The following is a 12,536-nucleotide window of genomic DNA, read 5'->3' as shown; positions in this document are numbered from 1 at the left end:
ACTACTTTTTGATATTAATTATCATTTGCAACAAATACTAGTGGGAATCATTATCAAAAACAACTGATTTTTTGTTGTTACACGCAGAGTCCGGTATAGTCTGCAGCGAAATTTCTTTGCTCGGATGACCATTTTGAAAACCCCCTGTATCGCTGCATGCAAAAATAATGGTGGAATATGTAGCGGTTGCCATCGAACCATTGATGAAATCGTCAACTGGCGTCACCTTTCAGATGATGAAAGAGACACCGTTATGGATGCGCTTCAAGGAAGCACCACAAGCCATACCTGCCCTTCCTGTGGTGAGCCAGCCCAATGCGACATCAGCGCGGGTAAAAACACCTGCTGGTGTTTTTCTCTCGAAAAGCGAGATACATCTTCTCTCCCGTCCAATGAATCTTGCTTGTGTAGAAAGTGCCTCAACCAACTGCCTCTAGAATAATTATTCGTTCAGTAGCCTCTCAAAATTTGGATTAGTTTATCTAATCCAAATCATAGAAATTAATCTTGCTTAAGATCACACTTTTCAATTGCACGCAAACCAATCTCCTTCTAATATTCTGCGCCTAAATCATCCGTTTTTCTTTATTTAGTTAGGGTTGCATTACGCAGCACCTGTGGTTTCGTGCGCTTTAAATTTAGGTATGTCTGAAAATGTCCGCATCATCTCAAGTTATCAAACTGACATTTTTAATTGCAATACTGACCGCGGTAGGTCAGATGACTCAAACCATGTATGTGCCGTCTATCGGTCATATGGCAGATGAGTTTCTTGTGTCACCCGCTGCACTTCAGGCAGTCATGGCGTGTTATCTAATACCATACGGTTTTTCTCAATTTTTCTATGGCCCGCTATCCGATCGTTTAGGCCGGAAACCGATTATTATTGCTGGTTTGCTGATCTATATTGTCGGTGCAATCGTTGCTCTGTTTGCACAACAATTCGAGTGGTTTCTTGCTGGCAGCTTTATTCAGGGATTGGGAATTGGCAGCGGTGGCGCTATGTCGAGAACCCTAACACGAGATGTCTTTTCGGGCAGAGAGCTTCATCAAGTGAACAGCTTGATCAGTATGTGCGTGATTTTTTCTCCACTATTGGCCCCTGTTCTTGGGGGATATCTGACGGAAACCTTTGGCTGGCGCTCCAGCTACATGTTCTTGGCATTGTTTAGCATCGCAGTGGTGATCACCATGATGACCCGATTCGAAGAAACCTTGCCTAAAGCGAGTCGACGCGATGAATCTGCACTACGTAGCTATGGTTTTGTGCTCTCCAACAAAAGGTTTCAGGGTTATTTAATGTGCCTCGTGGCAACATTCTCTGGTGTGGCCATCTTTGAAGCCGCCGCAGGCGTTCTACTTGGTGGCGTGTTAAAGCTACCAGCAACGACGGTGAGTATGTTATTTGTTTTGCCTATTCCCGGTTACCTCGTCGGCGCTGCGCTGTCTAGCGTCATTGCATCTAGAAGAAGCGAGAAAGTTTCGATGATGTTTGGTTTGCTAGCCATCGTACTTGGCTCACTCATTGTACTTGTGCCAGGACTAATGGGACAAACCTCCGCGATGACGTTGGTTGGCGGTGCAACTATCTACTTTTTGGGGGCTGGCATTCTATTCCCTGCCGCAACCACGGGTGCTTTGTCACCTTTTCCATACCACGCGGGAACCGGAGGAGCCATTCTGGGCGGTATGCAGAATTTAGGTGCAGGTTTAGCCACCCTAGCCGCCTCAATCATCCCATCGCATGACCAGATGCCAGTAGGTGCATTAATGTTGCTCATGTCATTTTTAGCGTTGATTGGGCTGATTCGTGTATATCACAAGCACGATCCTTCCAATGAAATGCCTTTGGCAGTCTAACCAACGTAAAAAAGGAGCATGAACTGCTCCTTCTTTATTTAGTCTGATTCGGTTAAGTCCAATTAGCCGTTACCATTTTTTCATTATCCTACCGACCAGATTAGGATGATAAGCCCAGCTGTGGTCAAACATAGACATCAGTTCGGGATTACCATATTTGGATAAGCTAATAGCGTGAAAACGGTTCTTAAGCTTTTTGAGCTTAGCGACTTTCGCCAGCATTTCATCCGATTGCTTGGGCGCGATAAAGTCAGAAATCACTACCATATCGGCATTTTTGTATCTATCGCCACCCATTAAGTCGATAGACTTCATTAGCACAGGCTCTAAGTCTGTTCCGCCATGAAAACTGTATGTGAGAAAGTCACTCGCTTCACGCAAACCATCTTGTCTCGTCAGCTCATAGGTGATTTGTTCCGTAGAGAACAAAATAACAAAGCAGTCGCGATCTTCCGCCAGTGCAATCTGCATTAGCGCATACGCCATTGCTTTCGCGCATTGTTCAGGGAAGCCGCTCATCGAGCCTGAAGCATCCACACAAACAATAAAAGGCCCCTTTTCAACATCGACCTGTTTGTTGTCTGGCCTGTGCGCCTTAACCTTGCGCAGCGTACGAGATTTACCCTGCATACGATAATTCATTAAACGTTTATCGACTAAATGCTTATAGAACACGACTTCTAATTCAGGGTAAGCCAAAAACATGGTTTCGTTAGGTAGCAACTTGTTGAGGTCATCGCTTTCATGAATACCAACAATGTCGTCCGTCGCTTCGTCTGACTTTTCCTCGACCATTTGTAGCTCTTCAGCTGGCGCACGATTTAAATCTGGGTCATCAACCTGACCCGCCATGCGGCCCAGGTTTTCCGCGATTTCCTGCAGCCCTTGATTCTTTTTCAGAAACTCAGCATGGCGCTTCATCACGGATAAATCTGTTTTACTCAGCTTAGCCGCTGCCATATCCCATAAGCGGCCAACGCTGTTCTCATCTCCTTCTTCAGTGACCTTATCCATGTTTTTCATGGTTTCCATTCGCTGATAGAGATCTTTCAAAGCTTTTTCTTTGCTTGCTTCTAGCTCTGTTACCTGAGCCTGACGAATTGCCTCAGAGAGACTTTGATACCACTGATCACAGAAGTAATGTGGGAACATCGGGTTGTTCAACCCTTTGTTCTTTTCCATAAGACGACGGGCTTGTAGATAAAAGGCTGAGTGCCATTCAAGCTTCTTGATAATATCGGGGATCTGTTCAAAGAATGTCGCTTCATCCCAATGAATGACTTCTTGATAAAGCGCGAGCTCTTGCTGGAATCGCTCTGTTTCACAGACTTTGGTAATGCGTTTTTTAACGCTACCTCGCCACTTAAGCAGATGGTTTTTAACTTTCGTTTTCATCCCTCTGTTTTCAGTGATCGCCATGACTTGAGAACGAGCCATTAGGTCGTTGACCGCAGAATCTATGATCCCTGAGTCTGCAATCATTAACGCTAGGTTTAAACCGTCAGCTCCTAACATTCATCGCTCCTTTAAGAGAAGAATTGATTTAGGTTTCTAAAACGGAAAACCGTGCGTTCGCATTCGGTTTTGGTCGATTCCAGTACTTGCTGAATGTGCTGGAGACTGGCTTCCATCGCGCGAGGTAAGTCTTGGTCAATAAAACTATGCGGTAGAGCACCATGAAAGTTAGAACGTACTTTAAGAAGATGATGCTCAGCGTGTTCAAGCTGAGCCAAAGCCTGCTCTGACTTAGTCAGCCAACTTTGATACAGGCCGTCGTCGAGACCTTTCTGTGTAACAACAGAAACCAATACCGCGCGATTAGCGATGTCTTTGATGACGAGATTATTGCCAGCATCAATATCAAAACGTAAACGGCACATGTTGGAGTTCTGATTCACATACCCGTAAACATCACCATGGCCTTCTTTAATCACGCGCTCCAGTTCATTCTTCGGAACGTAAACCCAGCGGCTGTCGCCTTTCTCAGATTCAGACACTGACATGTTGCTTTGCAATAGCACCAATTTCACTAGATCAAAGGCGCTACCCACTTTATAGCTTTTTGCATCTGATATGTCGTAGCTGTGGATTTGTTTTTTTAACAAGCCCGTGGTCGATTCCATAGATAGCATAATGCCAAACTCAGACTCTAACTCTTCCTGGACTTCCGCTAGCTCCTCACGACATAAGCTAATCTGTTGTTCAACCTCTTGCTGATCAAAAGCATTCTTCAAAGCAAACTCTTTCACGACTCGCTGCACCACTTCTCTTGACTCTGGGCTATTCCATAAGCAGTCTTGCAAAAGCAAGAGATCGAGTGGATTAACACTATCGCGACCATTAAAATAGGCACTTGCTTTAAGCAACTTAACGGCTTTTTTCCAACGACGGTCTGAGACATACATATCGGTATCAGAGACATCAACACCCATCCCTTCGGTCGCTGATTGCTCTAGCATTTCTTTGAGCTCATAAAGTTTTTCAAATACTTCGTCGCTCAGTTCAAGTTTTTCAAGCTCAGATTGCCACAAATGATACTCTTCATCAGTAATTGCCAAGCCTTCAGGGATTTGTGCTTCCTGCGGCGTACCTACTGTCAGCATCGATTTAAAGTTTTGTTTGTTCTGAATGCGATTAACAAAGATGCGGACTAACATTCGGTCATATAGCGCTTCCAGACCACTGTCTTCATCCGGCAGTTCATTAGATGCGGATACCAGCAGACGCATAGGAACGCGTTCTACATCGCTACCATTTTTAAAGGTCTTTTCATTCACCACCGTCAAAAGTGTGTTGAGAATCGCAGGGCCAGCCTTCCAAATCTCATCCAAAAAGACAACTTGCGCCGTCGGCAAATACCCTTCTGTCAGGCGTAAATAGCGTCCATTATCCTTAAGTTCTTGAATGCTCAGAGGTCCGAACACCTCTTCAGGTGTTGAAAAGCGAGTCATCAAGTATTCAAAATAGGAAGAATTGTCGAATGCTTGGATAAGGCGTTTCGCAATGAGGCTTTTTGCGATGCCTGGAGGGCCTAAGAGGAAAACACTTTCACCCGCCAAAGCTGCGAGCAAACACATTTTGATGGTATCTTCGCGCTCGTAGACACCATCGGATAAGGCATGAGCCAGTTTGTTAATTCGTTCAGAGAGCAACGCTTTTTGCGAGTGGGAGACTCTGGTAGGGCTAATCATTCTGCGCTCCTCTGACTTCGACCAGAACTGAATATATGTATACTTTTATACATTTGTTATCATTTTGTTACAAGTGCATTTTTTTAGTTTTGACCCATCTTTATAACAGAAGCCAGTTTCACGTAACTTGTTGAAATCAAAGTTTGCAATTTTGGGAGACAAGTCACTGGGAGAGTGTCTCATATTTGAGTCACACCCCTTATTAACCTTTTATTCACTATTTGTAGGCTGTAATGTAAGGCCGCATCTCAATTAATGAGTCACGTTAAGAATACTATGGACACACCTTTGAATATTCTACACACTTGGAAGGGTATCTCCCTTCAGGAAGAGCAAACCACACTACCTAATGGTAAAACCATTACTCACACCACGATTTCTCACCCTGGCGCTGCCGTCATATTACCGATAGACAATAATGGCAATATTATTGTGATCAATCAGTACCGCCCTTCTCTCAAAAAATGGCTACTTGAATTACCGGCTGGCACGATTGAACCTAACGAACCTGTTGAGCTCTGTGCAGTAAGAGAATTAGCAGAAGAGACTGGTTACAGCGCAGAAACCATGATATCTCTAGGGCAAGTCACACCTTTAGCTGGGTTTTGCGACGAGATTCAATATCTGTTTGTCGCAAAAGGCCTGTCCGAGGTAACAAGATTTAATTGCGACGATGATGAAGTCATTGAGGTGCTGTCTCTGCCTGTTAGCGAAATCGAACAAAAGATTATCGAAGGCGAAATCACCGATGCCAAAACGATCGCATGTTTAAGTAAAGCAAAACTGTGTGGATACATATAGGAGAGAGCACATGGATTTCCGTTCGGATACCGTCACCAAACCCACCCAAGCAATGAGACAAGCCATGGCTGACGCGTTAGTCGGTGATGACGTATACGGTGACGACCCGACCGTTAATGAATTAGAAGCGTGGGTTGCAGAGCGCCACGGGTTTGAAGCAGCGCTTTTTACCACATCAGGCACACAGGCAAATTTGCTTGGTTTGATGTCACATTGCGACCGTGGTGACGAATACCTGTGTGGCCAGCAGGCCCACAACTACAAATACGAAGCTGGCGGTGCCGCCGTGTTAGGATCTATTCAACCGCAACCCATCGAAAATAACCCAGATGGTACCCTTGATTTCGGCAAACTAAGAGCAGCAATCAAACCAGATGATAGCCATTTTGCTCGAACTAAACTATTAAGCTTAGAGAACACCATCAATGGTAAAGTACTTCCACTGTCTTATCTCGCACAAGCCCGAGAGTTTGTTGATCAACACGGCCTGTCACTCCATCTAGACGGAGCTCGTGCATACAATGCAGCTGTTGCACTCAATGTTGATATTCGAGAAATCGCCAAGCACTTTGACTCGATGACAATCTGCCTGTCAAAAGGCCTTTCCGCGCCTATTGGCTCATTACTTCTTGGCAGCAAAGCTTATATCGCTAAGGCTCGCCGATTACGCAAAATGGTTGGCGGTGGTATGCGTCAGGCTGGTATTCTCGCTGCTGCAGGCAAACTGGCGTTGACCGAACAAGTCGAACAGCTGAAAGTTGACCATGCCAATGCAAAACTGCTGGCCACAGAACTGAGTCAACTTCCAGGTTTCCACGTCAACCCTGAGTTCGTTCAGACTAATATTGTATTTGCTAAGCTGGACGACAATGTTGATATCCACGCTATTGCAAATAAATTGAGCGAAGATGGCATTACCGTTTCGCCAGGAAACCCAATACGCTTTGTGACTCATAAAGACGTTTCTGAGTCTGACATTAAGTTGCTTGTTGAAAAGCTGAAAGCGTATTTGTAGTTTTAGGCACTACTCAATTTAGAAGCCAGTCACCTAAGTGACTGGCTTTTTCTATAGGTGAGAACATACAAATAAGATTGCTTTCCGTAAAATACCGAACGATATTATTGTGTCGGATTCTCAGTAAGCAATAAATAGAATACTGTTTATCAACATATCCTGAAAACAAACCTGCTAGTACGAAGAACATCTTAATATGAAAAATTATCTTATCACTTGTGCGACAGGCGGAATCGCATCTAGCTTAGCTCTCGAGCTCGCTCAAGAGCATTCACTTTTTTTGGCTGCAAGAAATATATCTAAACTAGATGATATTGTCTCTAGCCATGCATTTCAGCATCCCGTACAAACGTGTGCATTAGATTTCTTCAGTCCCGATTCCATTGATGAATGTGCTTTAGCAATCAAAAGCTCTGATAAATTTGATGGTGTGGTGTTTTTTATCCCAAGAATCCCACCTTCCAAAGAAGTATTTCCTAACGATGAAAAGTGGCAAGAGTATTTCAATAACTACTTTATTTTGCCCCTGCGTTTGCTTCGTCAGATTGTCGAGCAAGATAAGTTGAAGGAGAGAGCTTCCATCGTTTTCGTTTCAGGAATCAGCTCCAAAGCCGCACTTCCAAACTACTCAATAAACAATTGCTTACGCAGCGCTTGGGTCGGACAAGCGAAAACCATGGCGTTGTCACTGGCCGAGAAAGGTATATCCGTTAATACCCTCTCCCTTGGTGGTGTAATGACTCAAAGCTATACGCAGAAGATGGAGCAAAAAGCTCTCGACCAGAATCTATCGTTTGAAGAACTGATGGAGAACGAAGTGTCTAATATCCCACTTAGAAAATACGCATCGGTAACAGATGTCATTGATGGTATTTTAGCGCTACTCGGGCCCATCTCTAACCACATGACAGGTCAAAACATCGTGCTAGACGGCGGTTTTAATCGAGCTTATTGACCCCTTCAATATCGTTCCATAGGCTTCGAGTTACTCAACTATTCAAATCAGCGAGAAACATAAATCGTTCTCGCTAACTCACACTTCAAGCTTGCTTAATCCACAAGAAGGAGGAACACGTCATGATGTACACCTACTCAAATTAAATAAAACTTCCACTATGCCATGTTATTTTATGATGATTTACAGTTAATGACTGGCCAAGAACCGTCGAACAAATCAAACTACAAGCAGTTTAATACCGTCATTTGGCAACACCATCAAGCTATTAATAGGTTTAAAATTAAATAAGCCTATTTCTTTGATATCTATTAAGCTATATAACCACTCCGCCAAAGCCGTCAAAACTCCACCATCCATTTTTAACAATATTAGCGAGAATAATAGAGCTTTAATTCTATTTCGGACTGCCACCTGGTTTAGGGAAAGTCCAATAATCAATTATGAAATAATATTAATTGCCACCATTAGTTCCATATTGAAAAATTGCCTTTTTAACCTTTTTTAAAGCCCTTCTAGATTAAATTAGTCTGCTAAATAAGTTCCCATTGAAATTATTTTCAGGCTTGAACATAGGGTTGAATTAAAGGAAAAGAACAATGGATAAGAATAAAAGTCGTCAGTTTGGTAAGAGAGGCATACTGAAACCTCTATCTGTAGTGATTGCACTCAGTCTAGGTGCGGCCAGTGTCAATGTGCAGGCGGCTCCCTCTGCAGCAGCATTAGACTGGAACATGACCAGTGTAAAAAGCCAATCATTTGTTGAGATTAACGGAGAAGCAGGCCAACAGTCATACAAGAAAACCGTGGTGAGGCATGAACAAGTTACCTTTCCTGTTGAGTGGGATGTTTGGTACAACGGTGGGACGCCAGCAACCGAGTGGCAAGTCAGGCTTAACAATGAAGTGATCTTTTCTGCCCCAATTAATGGTCCTACAGGATCTGCTTTTTCTGGAGATACGCAAGTACAGATAGATGAAGCAGGCCAATATGATATGACTGTCAACATATGTGATGCTGACGGGGAGTGTTCGACTTCTCCCGTGCACCAAATTACGGTGACGGATACTGACGGCAAAGGCATGGCACCGCTGGTTATGAATGTCGACAGCAATAACCAATCTTTCCCTCCACAACCAGACGGCACAGTTGTGGGTACCTATTTTGTCGAATGGAGCCAGTATGATCGCAAATTCACGGTTGATAACATTCCAGCCGACAATCTGACACACATCATCTACGGATTTGTGCCTATCTGTGGTCCAAATGAATCATTAACCGATCAAAACTCGCAAAGAGCACTTCAACTAGCTTGTGGCGATTCTCAAGACTACGAAGTCGTCGTTCATGATCAATGGGGCGCTTTTGGCTCTAGCCTACCAGGCACTGCCGATTCTTCGATTAAAGGAACATACGGTCAGATGATGGCATTAAAACAACGCTACCCTGATCTGAAAATTCTCCCGTCTATCGGTGGTTGGACGCTGTCCGACCCCTTCTTCGGATTCACCGACAAAAAGAATCGCGATACCTTCGTCGCATCTGTCAAAGAATTCCTTCTTACTTGGAAGTTCTATGACGGTGTTGACATTGACTGGGAATACCCTGGTGGTACAGGAGCAAACCCAGACTTAGGTGACCCAGAAAAAGATGGCCAAGCGTACGTTGATTTGATGAAAGAGCTACGCCAAATGCTTGATACTCTATCCGCTGAAACTGGGAGAACGTATGAGCTGACCTCAGCTATTGGGGCGGGATGGGATAAAATCGAAGACGTAAACTACCCAGATGCAACTCAGTACATGGATTACCTCTTTGTCATGACTTATGACTTCTACGGGGCGTGGGATAACAACCTTGGTCATCAAGCTGCTCTATACTGTGGTTCACACATCACAGCAGCTCAGTGTGAAGGAACATTAACACCTGATGACGGCCCAGAATACACTACGGATAACGGCGTAAAAGAACTGCTTAAGCAAGGTGTATCTCCAAGTAAGCTCGTATTAGGTGCTGCAATGTATGGCCGAGGCTGGAGCGGTGTCACTCGAGATAGTATGACGGATACATCCAATCCTATTACTGGCGTTGGCAACGGTCCAATTGTAGGCAGTTGGGAAGCTGGCGTGATCGACTACAAAGACATCGTCACGGACTACCTAGGTAAATCTGGTGTTGAACAATTCTACGACGAGCCAGCAAAAGCTCCTTACCTCTATAAAGAGTCTACCGGTGAAGTGATCACCTATGATGATGCTCGTTCTGTTGAAGCAAAAGCAGCTTATGTGCGCTCTCAAGGGTTTGCGGGCTTGTTCTCATGGGAGATCGATGGAGACAACGGCGATATCCTCAATGCCATGCAACGTGGACTACTGGAAGGTGGAGAGCCAGGCAACCAACCGCCAGTCGCCGACGCGGGTGATGACATCGTCGTCAACACTGCTCAAGTTGTTCAGCTTGATGGTTCAGGCTCGCGTGACAATGATGGCAGTATCGTTTCCTACAAATGGGAGCAGATTGCCGGCAATGATCTTAACATCGGCGATGCAGACAAAGCTGTTGCGACTGTTTCTATTCCGGATACAGGCACAAATGACACCTATAGCTTTAAACTAACTGTGAAGGATGATGAAAATGCAACCTCATATGACACAGTTAACGTCAAAGCCGAATTTGGCAGCGAGCCAGAAAACACACCACCTGTCGCTGATATCAGTGGTCCTACTCAAGCGGAAGCTGGCGACAATGTTGTTTTAGATGCATCGGGTAGCTCTGATGCAGACGGTGACAACTTAACCTATAGCTGGTCTTCCTCTGACGTTACGCTTAATGAGAATGGCAACAGTGCAAGCTTTATTGCCCCTGAGTTTACGCAAGATACCAATGTTCTAGTTTCAGTGACTGTTTCTGATGGAACTGATTCTGACACTGCAAGTCTCTCAATTCTTGTCAAGGCCAAAGATGATGGTGGTAACCCGGGAGAATACCCTCAATATGTTGAAGGTACTGCATATGAGGCTGGTGACCGCGTAACTAACGCAGGAAACAGCTACGAGTGTAAACCTCACCCATACACAGGGTGGTGTGCAGGAGAAGCATGGGCCTACGCGCCGGGTACAGGGCTTTACTGGGACCAAGCGTGGACCGAACTATAATTCACTAGATCCAAAACACCCCGCCAGCGCGGGGTGTTTTTTTAAATGCGGTACAAAACCTTAACTACATGCCAACCAAATTTGGTTTTCACTAAGTGTGGTACTAGCGTTTCTCCGCTAAAGCAGACTTTATCGAACTGAGGAACCATCTGACCTTTGCGAAACTCACCTAAATCACCACCCTTTTTACCAGATGGACATGTGGAGTATTTCTTTGCCAGAGTCTGAAACTTCGCACCTTTCTTCAACTGCTTGATGATGTCTTCAGCCTGTTCTTTATGCTTTACCAAAATGTGTAAAGCTGCCGCTGTATTTGCCATGTCAAAATCTCAATGTATTGGGCCTATCTGAGGGCGCATATTGTAACGAAATAGCATGGAATCACCATCCTATTAACTAAATATCCACACAAACTATCAAAGAATCTGACTTAATTGACCTATCTTAATTGATTCGAACCGTAGATGCGTTACCATCTCATATTATAAAGTATCAAATTTGAGAAACGTCCGTCATGGCAAAAACAATCAGTAAAGCAAATCAGTCTCAAGGCATGTTGATGTTTACGCTCACTCGCAGTGAACAGCTATTTGCGATTGGTACACTAAAGGTTCGTGAGATTGTCCCTTATCAACCGACAACTCAAATTCCTTACTCACATCACCATGTAATTGGTACAGTCACCATTCGTGATAAAACCATCCCTGTGATTAATATGCCTGCCGCTATAGGCTTTAGGCCAATCCAGCCAGAAGAATACGACTCTTGCTATCTAATCGTCACCGATTGTCTGAGAACCGTTGTTGCCTTCATGGTTCGCTCGATTGAGAAAATCATCGAATGTGACTGGCGCTCTATTGAGCCTTCCCCTCAATCAGCAGGTAGCAATGTTTTCGTTACGGGTATCACGCGATTCGAAGAACAGATTGTACAGATGCTCGATGTAGAGCTCCTTTTGTCGAAAATTTACCCTCAATATGAATCTACTAAGATTCCGATGTTGACCGATATCGAACGTGAGCGACTCAAAGCACTGAGTATTTTGCTCGTTGATGACTCCTCTATTGCAAGAAAACAACTCGCTGATGCACTCGATAGTATTAATATTTCTTATCAGATCCGAAACAATGGCATTGAAGCACTTGAACTGATGCGAGAAGAGGCGGAACGAGGCCAGCCAATTCAACTTCTCGTTAGCGATATTGAAATGCCTGGATTGGACGGTTATGAGTTGGCGTTTGAAACCCAGAGTGAACAGCAACTCAGTAATGCCTACATCATTCTTCACACTTCATTATCGAGTGAAATTTGTGTCGACAGAGCTCGTCAGGTTGGCGCACATGAGGCTCTTGAGAAGTTTAATGCAGGTGACTTAATTAAGGCTATGCTGAGAGGTGCCGCCATGCTCGAATCAGGAAGTACAAAAGAACGAATTGAAGTCGCGGTGTAATACCAAAAGTTAAGCGTTCTAGACTTTAGTGTGATGAACTTTGTTGCGGTAAGTTCATCAAATCTATTAAATATTCAAATTTTATTGACATTAACTCAAGCATCTCAGG

10 protein-coding genes are annotated in these 12,536 nt (G+C 44.3%); 7 read left to right on the top strand and 3 right to left on the bottom strand.

The window, feature by feature from the left end:
- Positions 1–133: 133 nt before the first annotated feature.
- Together QMA41_RS13410 and emrD are read left to right on the top strand one after the other, a co-directional pair.
- Complete coding sequence (locus QMA41_RS13410) at positions 134–442, top strand: cysteine-rich CWC family protein (protein ID WP_080555938.1); 309 nt, start codon at positions 134–136, stop codon at positions 440–442.
- 212 nt (positions 443–654) lie between these two features.
- The gene (gene emrD / locus QMA41_RS13405) at positions 655–1,860 is read left to right on the top strand and encodes a multidrug efflux MFS transporter EmrD (RefSeq protein ID WP_281629915.1); all 1,206 of its coding nucleotides are present in this window, start codon (positions 655–657) and stop codon (positions 1,858–1,860) included.
- 69 nt (positions 1,861–1,929) lie between these two features.
- Here emrD and viaA read toward each other — a convergent pair whose 3' ends face one another.
- Both viaA and QMA41_RS13395 read right to left on the bottom strand, forming a co-directional pair.
- Positions 1,930–3,375, bottom strand: a complete 1,446-nt coding sequence (gene viaA / locus QMA41_RS13400) for an ATPase RavA stimulator ViaA (RefSeq protein WP_038157902.1) — start codon at positions 3,373–3,375, stop codon at positions 1,930–1,932.
- Between the two features lie 11 nt (positions 3,376–3,386).
- On the bottom strand, positions 3,387–5,051 hold the full coding sequence (locus QMA41_RS13395; protein ID WP_019275161.1) for an ATPase RavA domain-containing protein: 1,665 nt from the start codon (positions 5,049–5,051) through the stop codon (positions 3,387–3,389).
- Between the two features lie 276 nt (positions 5,052–5,327).
- On the opposite strand from QMA41_RS13395, the gene QMA41_RS13390 reads away from it, so the two are divergent.
- From QMA41_RS13390 to QMA41_RS13375, 4 genes are all read left to right on the top strand, one after another.
- Complete coding sequence (locus tag QMA41_RS13390; RefSeq protein WP_043010510.1) at positions 5,328–5,852, top strand: NUDIX hydrolase; 525 nt, start codon at positions 5,328–5,330, stop codon at positions 5,850–5,852.
- Positions 5,853–5,862: 10 nt separating this feature from the next.
- Positions 5,863–6,867 carry a low-specificity L-threonine aldolase gene (gene ltaE, locus QMA41_RS13385; protein ID WP_281629914.1) on the top strand — a complete coding sequence of 335 codons (1,005 nt, stop codon included), beginning with the start codon at positions 5,863–5,865 and terminating at the stop codon, positions 6,865–6,867.
- 196 nt (positions 6,868–7,063) lie between these two features.
- Positions 7,064–7,822 carry an SDR family oxidoreductase gene (locus QMA41_RS13380; protein ID WP_281629913.1) on the top strand — a complete coding sequence of 253 codons (759 nt, stop codon included), beginning with the start codon at positions 7,064–7,066 and terminating at the stop codon, positions 7,820–7,822.
- Positions 7,823–8,421: 599 nt separating this feature from the next.
- On the top strand, positions 8,422–10,977 hold the full coding sequence (locus tag QMA41_RS13375) for a glycosyl hydrolase family 18 protein (protein ID WP_281629912.1): 2,556 nt from the start codon (positions 8,422–8,424) through the stop codon (positions 10,975–10,977).
- Between the two features lie 41 nt (positions 10,978–11,018).
- On the opposite strand, the gene ppiC is transcribed toward QMA41_RS13375, so the two are convergent.
- Positions 11,019–11,297, bottom strand: a complete 279-nt coding sequence (ppiC, locus tag QMA41_RS13370; protein WP_281629911.1) for a peptidylprolyl isomerase PpiC — start codon at positions 11,295–11,297, stop codon at positions 11,019–11,021.
- A 194-nt stretch (positions 11,298–11,491) separates the two neighbouring features.
- On the opposite strand from ppiC, the gene QMA41_RS13365 reads away from it, so the two are divergent.
- On the top strand, positions 11,492–12,427 hold the full coding sequence (locus QMA41_RS13365; RefSeq protein WP_021455082.1) for a chemotaxis protein: 936 nt from the start codon (positions 11,492–11,494) through the stop codon (positions 12,425–12,427).
- The last annotated feature ends 109 nt before the right edge of the window (positions 12,428–12,536 follow it).

Source organism: Vibrio sp. St2 (genome assembly GCF_947311885.1).
In the GTDB taxonomy this organism is placed as follows: domain Bacteria; phylum Pseudomonadota; class Gammaproteobacteria; order Enterobacterales; family Vibrionaceae; genus Vibrio; species Vibrio coralliilyticus.
The sequence above is the reverse complement of the archived record's forward strand: the minus strand, read 5'-3'. Positions and strand labels throughout refer to the sequence as shown.

Bases quoted from the DNA above. Each gene is read 5' to 3' on its own strand.
- emrD (WP_281629915.1), top strand. From the start codon at position 655: ATGTCCGCATCATCTCAAGTTATCAAACTGACATTTTTAATTGCAATA.
- viaA (WP_038157902.1), bottom strand. From the start codon at position 3,375: ATGTTAGGAGCTGACGGTTTAAACCTAGCGTTAATGATTGCAGACTCA.
- QMA41_RS13395 (WP_019275161.1), bottom strand. From the start codon at position 5,051: ATGATTAGCCCTACCAGAGTCTCCCACTCGCAAAAAGCGTTGCTCTCT.
- QMA41_RS13390 (WP_043010510.1), top strand. From the start codon at position 5,328: ATGGACACACCTTTGAATATTCTACACACTTGGAAGGGTATCTCCCTT.
- ltaE (WP_281629914.1), top strand. From the start codon at position 5,863: ATGGATTTCCGTTCGGATACCGTCACCAAACCCACCCAAGCAATGAGA.
- QMA41_RS13380 (WP_281629913.1), top strand. From the start codon at position 7,064: ATGAAAAATTATCTTATCACTTGTGCGACAGGCGGAATCGCATCTAGC.
- QMA41_RS13375 (WP_281629912.1), top strand. From the start codon at position 8,422: ATGGATAAGAATAAAAGTCGTCAGTTTGGTAAGAGAGGCATACTGAAA.
- ppiC (WP_281629911.1), bottom strand. From the start codon at position 11,297: ATGGCAAATACAGCGGCAGCTTTACACATTTTGGTAAAGCATAAAGAA.
- QMA41_RS13365 (WP_021455082.1), top strand. From the start codon at position 11,492: ATGGCAAAAACAATCAGTAAAGCAAATCAGTCTCAAGGCATGTTGATG.